The organism is Microbacterium sp. SWDP-B6, assembly GCF_059803615.1.
Genome location: NZ_JAPFGV010000004.1, coordinates 115,665 through 131,410 on the forward strand (window position 1 = coordinate 115,665; position 15,746 = coordinate 131,410).

Annotated in this window: 15 protein-coding genes, 1 pseudogene and 1 riboswitch; of the genes and pseudogenes, 13 read left to right on the plus strand and 3 right to left on the minus strand. The window is 69.0% G+C overall.

The features are described 5' to 3' along the window. Window positions 1–20: 20 nt before the first annotated feature. From OPU70_RS07840 to OPU70_RS07870, 7 genes and pseudogenes are all read left to right on the plus strand, one after another. Window positions 21–584 carry a GNAT family N-acetyltransferase gene (locus OPU70_RS07840; protein ID WP_498557471.1) on the plus strand — a complete coding sequence of 188 codons (564 nt, stop codon included), beginning with the start codon at window positions 21–23 and terminating at the stop codon, window positions 582–584. Window positions 585–630: 46 nt separating this feature from the next. Beyond that, the gene (locus OPU70_RS07845) at window positions 631–1,494 is read left to right on the plus strand and encodes an Fpg/Nei family DNA glycosylase (RefSeq protein ID WP_079112483.1); all 864 of its coding nucleotides are present in this window, start codon (window positions 631–633) and stop codon (window positions 1,492–1,494) included. Between the two features lie 54 nt (window positions 1,495–1,548). Continuing rightward, a riboswitch (FMN riboswitch) is annotated at window positions 1,549–1,694 on the plus strand. A 72-nt stretch (window positions 1,695–1,766) separates the two neighbouring features. Next, window positions 1,767–2,801, plus strand: a complete 1,035-nt coding sequence (gene ribD / locus OPU70_RS07850; protein WP_498557472.1) for a bifunctional diaminohydroxyphosphoribosylaminopyrimidine deaminase/5-amino-6-(5-phosphoribosylamino)uracil reductase RibD — start codon at window positions 1,767–1,769, stop codon at window positions 2,799–2,801. Then, window positions 2,801–3,430, plus strand: a complete 630-nt coding sequence (locus OPU70_RS07855; RefSeq protein WP_042542089.1) for a riboflavin synthase — start codon at window positions 2,801–2,803, stop codon at window positions 3,428–3,430. The genes ribD and OPU70_RS07855 overlap by 1 nt, the downstream gene beginning before the upstream one ends. Next, entirely contained in the window at window positions 3,427–4,695 is a 1,269-nt protein-coding gene (locus tag OPU70_RS07860) for a bifunctional 3,4-dihydroxy-2-butanone-4-phosphate synthase/GTP cyclohydrolase II (RefSeq protein WP_042542090.1), read from the plus strand. Before OPU70_RS07855 ends, OPU70_RS07860 begins: the two co-directional genes overlap by 4 nt. Continuing rightward, a complete protein-coding gene (ribH, locus tag OPU70_RS07865) occupies window positions 4,692–5,165 on the plus strand; it encodes a 6,7-dimethyl-8-ribityllumazine synthase (RefSeq protein ID WP_056376023.1) in 474 nt (157 codons plus the stop codon). Before OPU70_RS07860 ends, ribH begins: the two co-directional genes overlap by 4 nt. A gap of 55 nt (window positions 5,166–5,220) precedes the next feature. Beyond that, window positions 5,221–5,579: pseudogene (locus tag OPU70_RS07870) on the plus strand (Fe-S protein). Between the two features lie 16 nt (window positions 5,580–5,595). On the opposite strand, the gene OPU70_RS07875 reads toward OPU70_RS07870, so the two are convergent. The 3 genes from OPU70_RS07875 to OPU70_RS07885 form a co-directional block, all read right to left on the minus strand. Then, on the minus strand, window positions 5,596–6,681 hold the full coding sequence (locus tag OPU70_RS07875; RefSeq protein ID WP_498557473.1) for an ATP-binding protein: 1,086 nt from the start codon (window positions 6,679–6,681) through the stop codon (window positions 5,596–5,598). A gap of 137 nt (window positions 6,682–6,818) precedes the next feature. Next, window positions 6,819–7,196 (minus strand): SHOCT domain-containing protein, encoded by a 378-nt coding sequence (locus tag OPU70_RS07880; protein WP_042542094.1) that lies wholly within the window; start codon window positions 7,194–7,196, stop codon window positions 6,819–6,821. A gap of 44 nt (window positions 7,197–7,240) precedes the next feature. Beyond that, on the minus strand, window positions 7,241–7,498 hold the full coding sequence (locus OPU70_RS07885; protein ID WP_498557474.1) for a DUF8691 family protein: 258 nt from the start codon (window positions 7,496–7,498) through the stop codon (window positions 7,241–7,243). Window positions 7,499–7,701: 203 nt separating this feature from the next. On the opposite strand from OPU70_RS07885, the gene OPU70_RS07890 reads away from it, so the two are divergent. The 6 genes from OPU70_RS07890 (at window position 7,702) to OPU70_RS07915 (ending at window position 15,739) form a co-directional block, all read left to right on the plus strand. Then, window positions 7,702–10,224 carry a winged helix-turn-helix domain-containing protein gene (locus tag OPU70_RS07890; RefSeq protein WP_498557475.1) on the plus strand — a complete coding sequence of 841 codons (2,523 nt, stop codon included), beginning with the start codon at window positions 7,702–7,704 and terminating at the stop codon, window positions 10,222–10,224. A gap of 63 nt (window positions 10,225–10,287) precedes the next feature. Then, window positions 10,288–10,443, plus strand: coding sequence for a hypothetical protein (locus OPU70_RS07895; protein WP_498557476.1), 156 nt, complete (start codon window positions 10,288–10,290; stop codon window positions 10,441–10,443). Window positions 10,444–10,458: 15 nt separating this feature from the next. Further along, window positions 10,459–11,925: a hypothetical protein gene (locus tag OPU70_RS07900; protein ID WP_498557477.1), complete on the plus strand. Its 1,467-nt coding sequence runs from the start codon at window positions 10,459–10,461 to the stop codon at window positions 11,923–11,925. After that, window positions 11,922–13,346, plus strand: coding sequence for a DUF2252 domain-containing protein (locus OPU70_RS07905; protein WP_498557478.1), 1,425 nt, complete (start codon window positions 11,922–11,924; stop codon window positions 13,344–13,346). The genes OPU70_RS07900 and OPU70_RS07905 overlap by 4 nt, the downstream gene beginning before the upstream one ends. Before the next feature lie 9 nt (window positions 13,347–13,355). Beyond that, window positions 13,356–14,120 carry an ion channel gene (locus OPU70_RS07910; protein WP_498557479.1) on the plus strand — a complete coding sequence of 255 codons (765 nt, stop codon included), beginning with the start codon at window positions 13,356–13,358 and terminating at the stop codon, window positions 14,118–14,120. Further along, complete coding sequence (locus OPU70_RS07915) at window positions 14,117–15,739, plus strand: MFS transporter (protein ID WP_311879531.1); 1,623 nt, start codon at window positions 14,117–14,119, stop codon at window positions 15,737–15,739. Before OPU70_RS07910 ends, OPU70_RS07915 begins: the two co-directional genes overlap by 4 nt. Window positions 15,740–15,746: the final 7 nt, after the last annotated feature.

The window sequence follows — 15,746 nt, forward strand, 5'->3', positions numbered from 1 at the left end:
GAGACCCGTAGGATGCCGGGATGGAACCGGTCACTCTCACCACCGAGCGCCTCGTCCTGCACGTGCCGGACGAGTCCGACATCGACGCGATCACCGCGGCCTGTCAGGATCCGGAGATCCCTCGATGGACCACCGTGCCGAGCCCGTACACGCGCGAGCACGGCGAAGGGTACGTCCGCCTGATCGGCGAGTGGTGGGCCGATGGCAGTCAGGCGATCTGGTGCACCTATCGCGACGACGAGCTGGTGGCCTCGATCGGACTGCACCGCATCGTCGAGCACTCGACCGGCGGGGACGCCGAGATCGGCTACTGGGTCACGGCATCCGCCCGCGGCAACGGCTACCTCGTCGAGGCTGCGCGCGCCGTCGTCGACTGGGCGTTCGACGAGCTCGGCCTCGCCCGCCTCGGCTGGCGTGCGGTCGCGGGCAACGTCCCGTCGGCCCGAGCCGCCCGCGCCCTCGGGTTCCGGTATGAGGGTCTGGGGCGACAAGCGCTCACGAGCGACCGCGGGCGTGATGACGGATGGTTCGGCGGGCTCCTCGCGACCGACGATCGCACCCCGGTGGACTGGCCGATCCTCTGAGGAAGCGCCCTAGCCGCGTGTCCGACGTCGGTGGCAGGATGAGCGCATGCCTGAGATGCCGGAGGTCCAGGGCCTGACCGCCTTTCTCGCCGAACGCACGGTGGGGCGCACGATCGTCCGGACGAGCGTGGGCGCGATAGCTGCTCTGAAGACCTACGACCCGCCCAACACGGCTCTGCACGGGGCAGAGATCACCGCAGCATCTCGCCGAGGCAAGTTCATCGTGCTCTCGTGCGGCGACGACCTGCACCTCGTGTTCCATCTCGCCAAGGCAGGCTGGCTGCGGTGGTACGAGACACTGCCGACGACGCTCATCAAGCCCGGCAAGTCACCCATCGCCGTGCGGGTGGGCCTCGACGACGAGAGCGGCTTCGACCTCACCGAGGCGGGCACGAAGAAGTCGCTCGCCGTCTATGTCGTCCGCGACCCGGAAGAGGTGCCCGGCATCGCCCGCCTCGGCCCGGATCCACTCGAGGAGACCTTCACGCGTGATGTGTTCGCCGGGCTGCTCGACGGCCGGCGGACGCAGATCAAAGGGCTGCTGCGCGACCAGAGCGTGATCGCCGGGATCGGCAACGCCTACTCCGACGAGATCCTGCACGCCGCGCGCATGTCGCCGTACGCGATCGCCGCCACGCTGAGCGGCGACGAGATCGATCGGCTGTACGCCGCCATGCGGACGACGCTGACGGATGCCGTGGCCGAGGCCTCCGGCAAGCCGCCGGCCGACCTCAAAGACGCGAAGCGCCGGGGTATGCAGGTGCACGCCCGTCGCGGCGAGGCGTGTCCGGTGTGCGGCGACACCGTGCGCAGCGTCTTCTTCGCCGACCGCTCGATGGAGTACTGCCCGACCTGCCAGACCGGGGGCAAGCCGCTCGCCGATCGCCGCCTGTCGCGGCTGCTCAAGTAGCACTTCGACGCGGAATGAAACGCAGTCGGATGTGTTGAGTACACTCAGAGCATCAACGTGCTCCGGGGTCGGTGAGAATCCGAACCGGCGGTGACAGTCCGCGAGCGTCTCGGTTCTCCGAGGTGCCGATCCGGTGGAATTCCGGGACCGACGGTGGTGCGAGGCCCAGCCTCGCTAGTCCGGAAGGGAGGCAGCACGGTGCGCCGCCGCGCGCGCGTTCTGTCGACGTCTCCTCCCGAGGAGAATCCCCGGAGCCTCAGAGAGGACCACGGATGGCAGTGAACGAGGCGGAACGGCGGGCGATGACCCGTGCGCTCGAGCTCGCGACGCTCGGCCCACGGGGCGTGAACCCTCAGGTCGGTGCCGTCATCCTCTCCCCCGAGGGCGAGATCATCGCCGAAGGCTGGCACCACGGCGCAGGCACGCCGCACGCCGAGGTCGATGCGCTCTCGAAGCTCGCACCCGGCGCGGCCGACGGCGCGACCGCTGTCGTCACCCTCGAACCCTGCAACCACACAGGGCGAACCGGCCCGTGCGCCGTCGCGCTCATCGACGCGGGCGTCTCGCGCGTCGTCTACGCACTCGACGACCCGGGCGAGGTCTCGGGCGGCGGCGGCGAGCGTCTCCGCGCCGCGGGGGTGAGCGTCGACTCGGGCGAACAGGCCGATGCCGCGCACGCGATCATCGGGGACTGGCTCACCGCTCAGCGTCTGGGGCGCCCGCACGTCACGGTGAAGTGGGCCCAGTCCCTCGACGGTCGGGCTGCGGCATCCGACGGCAGCAGCCAGTGGATCACCGGACCGCAGGCCAGGGCCGACGTCCATCGACGTCGAGCCGCTGCGGATGCGATCGTCGTCGGAACCGGCACCGTGCTCTCTGACGACCCCTCGCTGACGGCCCGCGACGGCGACCTGCTCTACGACCGGCAGCCGATTCCGGTCGTGATCGGCTCGCGCTCGACCCCCGACGACGCGTCGATCCGTCGGCACCCGAAGACACCGCTCTTCTTCGACACGCACGACCTGAGCGCCGTGCTCGCCGACCTGCATTCACGCGGCGTCCAGAGCGTGTTCGTCGAAGGGGGTCCGACCCTGGCGAGCGCGTTCATCGCAGCCGGACTCGCCGACCGCGTGCTCGCCTACGTCGCTCCCGTGCTGCTCGGCGGCGATCGACTGGCGCTCACCGACATCGGCGTCGACACCATCGACGCCGCCCGACGCCTGACGATCGAGGAGTGGCTGCCCCTCGGTGCAGACCTGCTCGCCGTCGCACACCCCGTGCTCACCACCGAAGAAGGAGCCGCCTGATGTTCACCGGAATCATCGAGGAGATCGGCGAGATCACCGCGATCGCGCCCGCCGGAGACGGGTGGCGTCTGACGGTCAGGGCCCCCAGAGCTGTGTCCGACGCCGTGCACGGCGAATCCATCGCGGTCTCCGGCGTCTGCCTCACGGTCGTCGATTCGACAGCCGACACGTTCGACGCCGACGTGATGAAGCAGACCCTCGACGTCGCCGCCCTCGGCGGAGCGACCGTCGGCACTCGCGTGAACATCGAGAAGGCGATGCCGGTCGGCGCCCGCCTCGGCGGTCACATCGTGCAGGGTCACGTCGACGGTGTCGGCAGCGTGCTCGAGGTGCGCCCCGGCGAGCAGTGGAGCGTGCTGCGCATCTCGCTGCCAGACGACCTCGCGCCACTCGTCGTCGACAAGGGCTCCATCTCGGTCGACGGCACCTCGCTCACGGTGAGCGCGGTCAGCCCCGTCGACGTCGATGTCCACTGGTTCGAGATCTCGCTCATTCCCGAGACTCTCGCCGCCACCACCCTCGGCTCGCGTGCGGTCGGCGACCGCGTGAACCTCGAGACCGACATCCTCGCCCGGCACGTCGAACGTCTGCTGGCGTTCAGGGCAGCACCGGAAGGAGGCTCGCGATGAGCCTTTCCACCATCCCCGAGGCCCTCGAGGCCCTCCGCGCCGGGCGACCGGTCCTCGTCGCAGACGACGAGAACCGCGAGAACGAGGGCGACGTCATCCTCTCGGCAGAGCTCGCCACGCCCGAATGGGTCGCCTGGACGGTTCGCTGGTCATCCGGCTTCATCTGCGCGCCGATGCCCGCCGACCTCGCCGACAACCTCAACCTGCAGCCGATGGTCGCGGCATCCGAGGACGCACGCTCGACCGCCTACACGGTGAGCGTCGACGCGGCAGAGGGCGTGACCACCGGCATCAGCGCTCACGACCGCGCCCACACGCTGAACGTCCTGGCCAACCCCGAGTCGACCGCGACGAGCATCATCCGCCCCGGACATGTGCTTCCTCTCCGCGCGGTCGACGGCGGCGTGCGCGAGCGCAGCGGTCACACCGAGGCCGCTGTCGACCTGATGAAGCTCGCGGGTCTGCGCCCGGTCGGCGCGATCGCCGAGGTCGTCGCCGAGGACGGCAGCATGATGCGGCTTCCCGGGCTCATCGAGCTGGGTGCGCGCGACGGCGTGCCGGTCATCACGATCGAGCAGCTCATCGCGCATCTCAACGAGACCGACCCCACCGGCTGGTCTCCCGAACGAGCCAGCAGGCGCGTGAGCCTGCGCGCGGATGCGACCGTGCCCACCACGCACGGCACGTTCCGCTTCCTGGCGTACAAAGACAGGGTGACCGGCACCGATCACATCGCCGTCGTGTCGGGCGAGCTGAGCGAGACCGCTCTCGTGCGGGTGCACTCGGAGTGCCTGACGGGCGAGGCGTTCGGGTCGCTCAAGTGCGAGTGCGGCCCCCAGCTCGACGCCGCTCTCGACGCGATCGAGCAGGACGGCGGCGTCGTCATCTACATGCGGGGCCATGAGGGCCGGGGCATCGGGCTGATCAACAAGCTCCGCGCGTACAGCCTGCAGGAGGAGGGCCTCGACACGGTCGACGCGAACCTCGCGCTGGGGCTCCCGGCCGACGCCCGCGACTACGCGGCTGCGGCGGGAATCCTCGCCGACCTCGGTGTGTCGAAGGTGCGCCTGCTGACGAACAACACCGACAAGGTGAATCAGCTGCGCGGCCTCGGACTCGATGTCGTCGAGCAGGTGCCGCTGATCGTCGGCGTCGGACCCAACAACCACCAGTACCTCGAGACCAAGCGTGACCGGATGGGTCACATCATCGGAGAGGCGGAGCTCGCAGAGGCTCTTGCCGACGGACGGAAGGACGACGCATGAGCGGCGCAGGAGCACCCAAGACCGAGAAGATCGACGGACGCGGACTGAAGGTCGTCATCGTGGCCGGCACGTGGCATGACGTGATCACCGACGGCCTGATCGCCGGTGCGCAGCGCGTCCTCGACGAGGCCGACGCCGCATACCGGCTCGTGCGCGTGCCGGGTTCGTTCGAGCTCGCTCTCGCCGCGCAGGCCGCGTTCGCGGGCGGGGCGGACGCCGTCGTCGCCCTCGGCGTGATCATCCGCGGCGGAACCCCGCACTTCGAGTACGTCTCGGCCGCGACGACCGACGGACTGACCCGCGTCTCGCTCGATGCGGGCAAGCCCGTCGGCTTCGGCGTGCTGACGCTCGACGACGAGAAGCAGGGCCTCGACCGCGCCGGTCTCGAGGGCTCGAAGGAGGACAAGGGCGCGGAGGCTGCGGATGCCGCGCTGCGCACCGCGCTCCTCGTGCGCGCACTGCGGGGCTGACAGGTCAGCCTGCCCTTGCTGGCGCGAGCACCTCGCGTGCTCCTAGCGTGAGGGTATGGAGACTCTGCGTCATGTCGTTCTGTTCGTCCACCTGATCGGCTTCGCCGTGCTCTTCGGCGCCTGGGCGGTGCAGGCCTTCGCGGCAAGCGCGAGTTCACCCGTCTGATGAGCATCGGCATGACGATCGCCGCGGTCGCGGGCCTCGCACTCGCAGCACCGTGGGGTCTCCCCGAGGGCGTCGAGATGAACTACGCCAAGATCGGCACGAAGCTCGTCGTGCTCCTCGTGATCGGTGCGCTCCTCGGCATCGGCACCTCGAAGCAGCGCAAATCCGGATCCGTGCCCGTCGCGATGTTCTGGCTCGTCGGCATCCTGACGGCGCTCAACGCAGGCATCGCGGTCATCTGGCGCTGAACCGCGGATCACTCGGTCACGAGCGCAGCGGTACTCGCACGTCTGCGCCCGCTTCCTCGGTCAGCCGCTCCCCCATCTGCGCGAACGTCGGCTGCGCGATGAACCCACCGGCGAACAGCGCCTGTCCCTGAGCGAATCCCTGGGCCCGGCGGATGTCGTCCTCCCCGACGAAGCCGAACACGTCCGCCAGTTCGGCGATGTCCCGCGGGGCGTTCACGCGCATGAGGCCGAGGTTGTCGCACTGCGAGAGCACGTTGGGGTGGATCTTGGTCGGGCGCTGCGTCGACAGGAAGAGCCAGAGGCCGAACTTGCGTCCCTCGGCCGCGATCTGAACGAGCCTCTCGGTGACAGCCTTCTCGACGGCGGTGCGCGGCTCGGGTGAGCAGAGGTTGTGCGCCTCGTCGATCACGATGAGGAGCGGCCGACGGCTCTCTCGCTGCATCCACAGCGCCTCGAGCACGGCGAGCGCCGCCACCTTCGGCTCCGCGGGGTGGTCGAATCCCCCGAGGTCGAGGACGGTGGCCCTCGGCCTTTCAGCGATCACATCGACTACGGATCCGGCTCCTCTGGACCAGAGGTCCCACTCGAGCACCTGCAGGTTCTCCATGCGATTCGCGAGCCGGATATGCGCCGGGTCTCCTGTCGCGCGGAACTGTCTCAGCATGTCGTCGGCGTCGAAGTCCGTGGTGCTGACGGGCCAGTGGAGCAGGACGTTGTACTCCTCGGCATCGGCGATCGGGTCGATCTGCAGAACCGCGGCCTTGGCGGCCGGAGACAGATCGATGTATCGGGCGTGCAGCTTGTCTCCCTCTCCGTGACCCGATCGGAACACGCGGATGTCGGTCTGCGCGATGGCGGCCGCATGCTCGGTCGAAGCGCCTGCTCTCGTCTCTGCCAGCCTCACGAAGTCGGCATTCGGATCGAGGATGAGCATCGGCAGTTCGGTGTGCAGCAGGAGCTGCTCGAGCACGACGCCGAGCGCGTATGTCTTCCCGCTGCCGCTCTGGCCGCACCAGAACGTATGTCGGTTGAAGCGGCGTGCGTCCAGCTGCACAGACGTTCCCGCATCATCCGTCATCGTGCCTATGGTCAGTTCGGTCATGCCCGGCCTCCCGCCCTTCGTCGGCCTCCAGCCTGCCTCGGACTCCCGACGGGGTCATCACACTTCTCGGGTGACGCGGCTCGCCCGTCCAGGTGGTCGACGGACGTCCTCCGCCCGTCGGCCGCTCCCCGGATCGGCTAGGACGCGAGCGCCTTCGCCTTGAGCGTCTCGAACTCGGCCTGGGTGATCACGCCCGAGTCGAGCAGACCCCGCGCCTTCGTGATGTCGTCCGCCGGCGAAGAGCCTGCGGTCTCCCGGATGTAGGCGGTCTGAGCCGCTTGCAGTTCGGCGATCTGCTCGCCGCGCCGCTGCGCCATCCCCTGCCCGCGGGCGATGAGATACACGAGTGATGTCAGGAACGGGAGGAAGACGAGGAAGATGATCCACACCGCCTTCAGCCACCCGTTGAGAGAGCTGTCTCGGAAGATGTCGCCGATGATCGTGAAGACGACCATGAGGTACGAGATGAAGACGAAGGCCCAGAAGAACCAGGCCACGAGATCCCAGATGGACATGCGCGATGCCTTTCGGTCGGAGGTGGTGAGTACCAGCTCCGAAGCTAGCCACGTGAGGATGCGCCCGCGTCACCCTGCCCGGGTGACCCGTCCTGCACCGCGGGGACGGGATTCACCGAGATGACCTCGATGTGGAGGTCGTCGAAGGCTCCGAGAAGACCCAGCAGGCGCGGCTGATCGTCGACCGGTCCGAGGATGCTCGTGAGTCCGCCTGGTCGGTCCTGCACCGTGAAGCCGTCCAGCGCCTGTGCGAGCTGCGGGCTCATCCGTCCTCGGACGAGCACTTCGAAGACCCGGGTCATGACGGCAGCCTCTCTGGAGCGCGAGCAACATCGGCGCGAGCGCGATCGTCCCATGATGCACGCGCGGATCACGGCCGTCCTCATCCTCTGCGGATGATCTGAACCGGCTGTGGATGATGCGACCGCGCCCTGCCATACTGACAGCGGAATCGCCGATGACAGCCATACCTCCTCCGCCGGCCCACGCCGTCGAGCGACCACGATTGCGTAGCCGACTCGACGCGACGCTGAACGCGCCCCTCAGCGTCGTCGTGGCCCCGGCCGGCTCTGGCAAGACGGTGCTGCTGTCGCAGTGGGCGGCATCGCACCCCGACGTGCGTGTCAACTGGATCGGGCTGGAGCAGGCGGACAGCGATCCGCGCCGTCTCCTCGACCATCTCCTGAGCGCGGTGCTGCCTCCCGGCCATGGGACGACGGATCTCGGACGACCGCACGCAGTCACCGCGCGAGCCTTCGGGCGCCCCGTCCTCGAGTCTCTCGTCGGAGTCTTCCGCGAGCATCCCCCGGTCGTGCTCGTGCTCGACGACCTGCAGCACCTCGCCGGATCGCCGCTGCTGCCAGACCTCTGGTGGCTCGCCGACAACGTTCCCGAGCACACCCACCTCATCTTCTCGTCACGTATCGACTACGGCCTCGGCTGGGGGCGTCACCGGCTGAGCCACTCGCTGATCGAGCTGCGACAGAGCGACCTTGCGCTCGATGAGGCCGCGAGTGCGACGCTGCTCGAACGGATCATCGGCGCTCCCGTCAGCCCCCGCACTCTCTCAGCAGTCATGGAGCGCACCGAGGGGTGGGCCGCCGGCGTGGTGCTGACCGGTCTCGGTCTGCGCAGCGAAGCCGATCCGGAGCAGTTCGCGAGGGAGCTGCGCGGCACCGATCGCCTCATCTCCGAGTATCTGAGCGAACAGGCTCTGGCCCAACAGCCTCCCGAGCGCCGATCACTGCTGCTGCGCCTCTCGGTCCTCGACCGGATGTCCGCAGAACTCGTCGAGTCGATCCTCTCCGTCGACGACGCGACGTCGCTCTTCGAGGAGCTCGAGAGAGAGTCGATGTTCCTCGTCGCCCTCGATCGGAGACGGGAGTGGTTCCGCTTCCACCCGATGTTCCGAGAGCTCCTGCGCTACCGCTTGAAGGCAGAGCACCCCGGAGCGGCGACCGAGATCCTCACGGCCGCGGCCGACTGGCATATCGCACGGGGCGACGCGTCGTCGGCCATCGACTACCTTCTCGAAGCCGGCTCGTGGGAGCGCGCGGCGACCGTCATCTCCGGATGCGGCCGCGAGATGCTCGAACGCAACGACACCGTGTCGGTCAGCCGGTGGCTGGATGCGCTGCCGGGAGAGTTCCGTGCGACCCGTCCTGACGTCGAGATCCTGCGCGGGATGCTGATGATGATGAACGGGGATGCGGCCCGAGCCGAGGACGTGCTCCGCGAACAGGCCGATCGGCCGACCCTCACACCGGGCCGATCGGCGATCATCCACACGTATCTCGCCGCGCGGGTGCAGTTCCGGCCTGATCCCCGCGTCGCCCTGCAGGCCGCCGAATCAGCGGTGACGCTGCTCGGCGAGAATCCGGATCTGCGCACGCCCGAGCTGCTGGGTCTCACGCACCCGCACCTGCTGCGCGCGAGTTCGCTGACCTCGGCGGGCCGCGCGCTCTTCCTCGCCGGTGATCTCGGCGCCGCGCGACGACGATTCGACGAGGCGCTGGCCGAGCCAGGGGCCCAGTACAGCCTGTACCGCATCCATCTCCTCGGCTCGCTCGCGCTGCTGGAGGCGTGGGCCGGACGGCTGCGTCTTGCCGCGGCGATCTCGCAGGAGGCACTGGACCTCGCAGCCGAGACCCGCCTGCTCGCACATCCGTCACCGGCAGAAGCCTTCCTTGCCGCGGCGCTCGCAGCGATCGAGCGGGGCACCCCGTCCGCCGCCGCCACGCCCCTGCACGAGGGCGCACTCCGCGCCTCCGCGAACCACCGCACTCAGCTCATGTGGATCGCGCACCTCACGAGGGTTCTCAGCGAGGGAGACGTCGTCGACCCGGTCGATCCGCTTCCGTCGACGCCGCCGCCGATCGTCGCGGCGGCGCTCGAGGCCGAGGAGGCTCGCACGCTGCGCCTCGCGCATTCGTCGAACGGTGGATTGCGTCATCCGTCGGCAGGACGCTGGTCGCCTCTGGTGTTCGAGGCGACCGCCGCCGCACTCACCCGCAACCGTCTCGATCTCGCTCGCGCCCACCTCGATGCTGTCTCCCCGGAGCCGTCTGAGTCGGTGCCTCGCGCCGGCGTGGAGCAGCTCATCCTCCGCTCCTGGCTCGACGCCCGCGAGGGCGGCGCGGGCGCGGGCGCGGACGCCATGCACAGGGCCCTCGACCTAGCCTCGCAGCACGATCTGGTCGCCGCTTTCTTGCGCGCGGGCCCCGAGGTCACGCGTCTGATCTCCGACCTCCCCGGCACCCCGACGCCGTTCCGCGCCACCGTGCTGGAACGGACGAGCCTGCTCCGTCGCGCCCGCGCATCCTCGCCCGAGCTGGCCGAGCAGCTCACGGATCGCGAACTCGAGATCCTCGCGTACCTGCCGACCCGGATGACCAACATCGAGCTCGCCGCCCGCTGCTACGTGTCGCCCAACACGATCAAGACCCACATGGCTCACATCTACCGAAAGCTGGCGGTTCCCAACCGCAACTCCGCCGTCGCGCGCGCTCAGGATCTCGGGCTGATCTGACGCCGCGGTATATCGCCCTGAAAGGGTGACGCGGCCGTACGCGCTGAGCCCGAGAGTGGCACCGTGAGCCATGCGAACGTGCTTGAGGAGTCACCCCTCATCATCGGGGCGCTCATCGGCGAGGCCCTGCTCGGCGCCCTGGTGTCGATCCCGATCACCGCAGCGATCCTGCTGGTCATCACGCAGGTCCATATCCCCGTCAGAACGCGAAAAGTCTGAGGAAGGAGAACCCTCATGGCACGGTCCACGGTCCAGGAGCTGCAGCGGCGCCTCGCTGCCCTCGAAGCCGAGAACAGCGCGCTCCGCGGCGGCATCCCGGCGGCCACCCCCGCCCCGACGCCCGGTGCGGTCGAGTCGCGCCGCCGATCCCGCGGGTGGGGACGCACCCTCTCGGCGACCGTTCTCATCGTGCTGGGTGCGCTCATCGCACCCGTCGCCCTGGTGGCCGCCTGGGGCAACGTGCAGCTCACCGACACCGACCGGTTCGTCGCGAGCTACTCCGTGCTCGCGAGCGATCCTGCGGTGCAGTCCGCGGTCACCGATCAGGTGGTCGAGGCGATCGAGGGGCAGGTGGACATACCGACCCTCACCACGGACGTGATCGACGGCGTCATCGAGCTCGGCACCGGCCCCGCGGCGACTCGTGCGCTGGAGCTGCTCAAGGGCCCAGCCGCACAGGGACTCCAATCGCTCGTGGGCACCGTGGTCGAGCGCTTCGTCGAGTCCGAGGCGTTCGCGAACGTCTGGGCATCCGCGCTTCGCATCAGCCACTCGCAGGTGGTGTCCGCGCTGCAGAACGATCCCGATGCGGCCATCGCACTCGGGTCCGACGGCACGATCGGGATCCAGCTGGCGCCGATCATCGACGCCGCGAAGGACGTGCTCGTCGACCAGGGCGTCGGGTTCGCGGCATCGATCCCGACGGACGATCGCACCATCACCGTCGCGCAGGTCGACTCCCTCGCCTCCGTCCAGCTCGCCTACGAGCTGGTGGTGGCGGCCGGGCTGTGGCTGCCCTGGGTGGCGCTCCTCTTCCTCGCCGCCGGGGTGGTCGTCGCGCGACGACGCTCGGTCGCGCTGGTGACCGCAGCGCTCTCCCTCGGTCTCGTGATGCTGATCGTGCTCGCTGGCCTCGCCGTCGGCAGGGTGTTCTTCGACGCGGCCCTGCGCAGCAACGGCATCCCGGCGGATGCCGGCGGCGCGATCTACGAACTGGTCGGCGGCGCCATGCGCGACACCGCCGTGGCCGTGCTCGTGCTCGCGCTCGTCACGGCCGTGGTCGCGTGGTTCGCAGGCCCCTTCGACGTTCCTCGACGACTTCGGGCCGTCGTCCACGGTGGTGCCGCCTCGCTGCGCGGCACCCTGGAGCGGCGCGGTCTGAGCACCGGGCGCGTCGGCGCGTGGCTGCACTCGCGACGCTCTCTTTTGAGGGGCGTGATCATCGTGGCGGGTGCGGCGGTCGTGTTGCTCGTGCGGCCGCTCAGCCCCGCGCTCGTGCTGTGGACACTGGCACTGTCGCTCCTCGCCGTACTGATACTGGAGGTGGTCGAACGTCCGCCGTCGGATGATGCCGATGCCGATGCCGATGCCGATGCCGATGTCATCGATGTCGTGCCGTCCGAGGACCACGCGCTCCACGACGTCGCGGGTGAGAAGGCGGCCCTCGCCTCCGCCGACCCCCTTGGTCCGGCCAGCTCATGACCCGGCCGGCTGAGGTCGCGAAGCCGTTCGCAGAGCGACGCGAGAGAGGACGCGCCGCTCGATCGCGGGTGCCTCGGGCGCATCTCGGTGCGTGGTCACCTGCCCCGGACCGCCCGGACCCCGTCGCGCTGCTGGAGGAGCAGGGACGGTCACGGGTTCAGGAGCTCACGCCGGTGCGGTACGCACGGATGGCGGTGTCGCCGCTCGCCTTCTACCGCGGCGCGGCGCTGCTCATGGCATCGGATCTCGCCTCCTCCGAGCACACCGGGATCATCGCGCAGCTCTGCGGAGACGCGCACCTGTCGAACTTCGGCCTGTTCAGCACCCCGGAGCGGCACCTGATCTTCGATATCAACGACTTCGACGAGACGCTTCCCGGCCCGTTCGAATGGGATGTGAAACGGCTCGCCGCGAGCTTCGCGGTGGCCGGCAGGCAACGCGGATTCAGCGCCGAGGAGGAGCGCGCCTGCATCGTGGCCGCGGCGCACGGCTACCGGATGGCGATGAGGAGGGCAGCGACGTCGAGAGTGATCGATGCCTGGTACGACCGACTCGACGCAGAGCGTGCGAGAGCGTCGATCCGCCAGGCGCAGCTCGACCAGCTGGTGGGAGACGAGGAGGTGCGTCGGCTGGACGCGACGATCGAGAAGGCGCGAAGACGCGATCATCGGAAGGCCTTCAAGAAGTTGGTGCGCATCGTCGACGGCCGCCTGCGCATCGTCGCGGCGCCGCCGTTGATCGTCCCCGTCGAGGATCTCATCCGCGAAGCGGGGCGTGCCGCAGACGAAGCGGATGTCATGCATCAGGTGCTCGGCGCGTATCGGACGACGCTCGTCGGCGAACGGCATCCGTTCGCCGAGTACCGGTACCGTCATATGGCGCGAAAGGTGGTCGGTGTCGGAAGCGTCGGGACGCGAGCCTGGGTGATCCTCTTCAGCGGGCGCGACGACGACGACCCGCTGCTCCTTCAGGCCAAGGAGGCGCAGGCGTCCGTCCTCGAGCGTTTCCTCGGTCCGAGCGAGTTCGACGACCACGCAGAGCGCGTCGTGCGGGGGCAGCGACTGATGCAGGCATCCAGCGACATCTTCCTCGGGTGGCAATCCGTGGTCGGCCTCGACGGGCAGCACCGTGACTTCTACATCCGGCAGCTGCAGGACGGGAAAGGAGGCATCGATCCGGAGACGATGACCGTGCGGGGTGCGACCCTGTATGCGCGGATCTGCGGCGAGACGCTGGCGCGAGCCCACTCCCGATCCGGAGACCGGGTGCAGATCGCGGGGTATCTGGGGCGGAGCGACACGTTCGAGGAGGCGATCGCGGACTTCGCCGTCGCCTACGCGGATCAGAACCACAGTGACTTCCTGGCGCTGAAGGCAGCTCTGGCGTCGGGGCGTCTGCCGAACGAGCACGGAACCGTGTGAGGCGCCTCCATGGAATCCGGAGACACGATGCGTGAGCCCTCGCCCCTCGGCTCACACGTCGCGAGACAGGTGGTCGGCCGGCCGTCCGGGTACTGGCTCGTGCTCGCACTCCTCGTGCTCAGCTATGTGCTGTGCGCCGCTCAGGGGACGACCGACCCGAGCCCACCGGCGTTCGTGCTGCAGCTGGTCACCGTCGCCGTCGTGCTTCGAGTGACCGAGGCGCATACTCGGGTGCAGCGCATCGCCTGGATCGTGCTCGCGGCGGCAGGCATCGCCGCGGTCGTGGTGTCGGTGTTCGACCTCAAGGGACACGCCCTCGACATCTCGCTGTCCGCCGCTTCGATGCTCGCCTTCCTCATCGCGCCGGTCGCGATCATCCGACACCAGGTGCGGCGCCGGGGCCTGGACGCCGAGGCTCTGCTCGCCGCGATCTCGGCGTACGCCCTGGTGGGCATGTTCTTCGCCCTGGTCTACAACCTCGTCGCACTTCTGACCGTCGCGCCGACCTTCGGCCCGACGGTCGTCGACTCGCTCTCGAGCCAGCTGTTCTTCTCGTTCACCACCCTCACGACCACCGGCTACGGCAACATCGTGCCGGCGAGCCCCACCGTGCAGGGGATCGCCGTCGCCGAGGCGATCACCGGTCAGCTGTTCCTGATCACGGCCGTGGCGCGGATCATGCGCGGCAACCGCCGGCCCGCGTACGAGACAGCTCCCGCACCTGCACCCGCACCTGCACCTGCACCTGCACCCGCATCCGAGGAGACCTCGTGAAGAAGTGGAACGTCGTCATCGTCCTCGGCTCCGCGCAGTTCGTCATGGTGCTCGACGGAACGGTCATGAACGTATCGATCTCGACGGTCGTGAGCGATCTCGACACGTCCGTGACGGCGATGCAGGCGGCGATCACGTTCTACACCCTGACGATGGCGGCGTTCATGCTCCTCGGCGCCAAGCTCGGCGATGTGTGGGGACGACGCCGCGCCTTCGTGATCGGCTCCTGCGTCTACGCCGCAGGCTCCCTCATCACCGCGCTGAGTCCGTCCGTGGGGTTCCTCTTCCTCGGCTGGTCGATCATCGAGGGGCTGGGCGCGGTGCTGGTGATCCCCGCGATCGCCGCACTCGTCGCCGACAACTACCGAGGTGCTGAGCGCGTCACCGCCTTCGCCGTCATCGGCGCCGTGTCGGGTGCGGCGGTCGCGGCCGGTCCGCTCATCGGCGGGGCGGTGACCACGTACTCCAGCTGGCGGTTCGTCTTCGTCGCCGAGGTGGTGATCATGCTGGGCGTCGTCCTGTGCGCTCGCATCATCACCGACTCCACCCCACGGCAGAGCATCCGCATCGATATCGGCAGCGTCCTGCTGTCTTCGGCCGGCCTCGTCCTGATCGTCTTCGGCATGCTGCAGAGCAAGACCTGGGGATGGGTGGTCCCCCTGTACACGCCGGAGATCGCGGGCGTCCCCATCGCGCCCCTCGGAGTCTCTCTGACGACCTGGTGCATCGCGCTCGGAGCCGCTCTGATCGCGCTCTTCATCAGCTGGCAGCGACGGCTGATACGCGACGGCCGCTCTCCTCTCATGCAGCCGGATCTGTTCTCCATCACGACTCTGCGCAGCGGGCTCTCGGTGCTCGGCGCCCAGTACGCCGTGACGGCCGGGCTGTTCTTCATGGTCCCGGTGTACCTGCAGATGACGCTCGGATACGACGCGCTCGAGACGGGCCTCAAGATCTTCCCGCTCTCGGTCTCGCTGATCCTCTTCTCGATCGTCGGCACCGCGCTGTCCCGCAGGTGGTCCCCTCGCCGCATCGTGAGAGTCGGGCAGTCGACCCTCGTGCTCAGCGCCGTGCTGCTGCTCGGTGCGGTGACCGAGGACCTTCGCGGCGTTCTGTTCGCGGCCGGCATGTTCCTCGCCGGCAGCGCCCTGGGGCTCCTCGCCTCGCAGCTCGGCAATGTCAACATGTCGAGCGTCAGTGAGAAGGACACGAGCGAGGTCGGCGGGCTGCAGGGCGTCTTCCAGAATCTGGGCTCATCGCTCGGAACCGCGCTGATCGGATCGCTGCTGATCGGAGCGCTGTCGACCTCGTTCGCGTCCGGCGTCGCCGTGAGCGATCTTCCGAGCGACGTGCGCGAGACCGTGAGCGCTGCGACGGACCGCGGCGTCACGGTGGTGCCCGCGGCGGACGTCGCCGGGATCAGCGAGGCGGCCGGCCTCAGCGACGACGACTCGAGCGCACTCGCCGACATCTACCGAGAGTCGCAGCTCTCGTCGCTGCGCGTGTCGTTCGTGGGACTGATCCTGATCAGCCTGCTGTCGATCCTGTTCTCACGCGGCATCCCGGCGCACGTGTCGATCCGGCGAAGAGAAAGCGCCGGCGCGGCCGAGAGGTCCTGACCGCCGG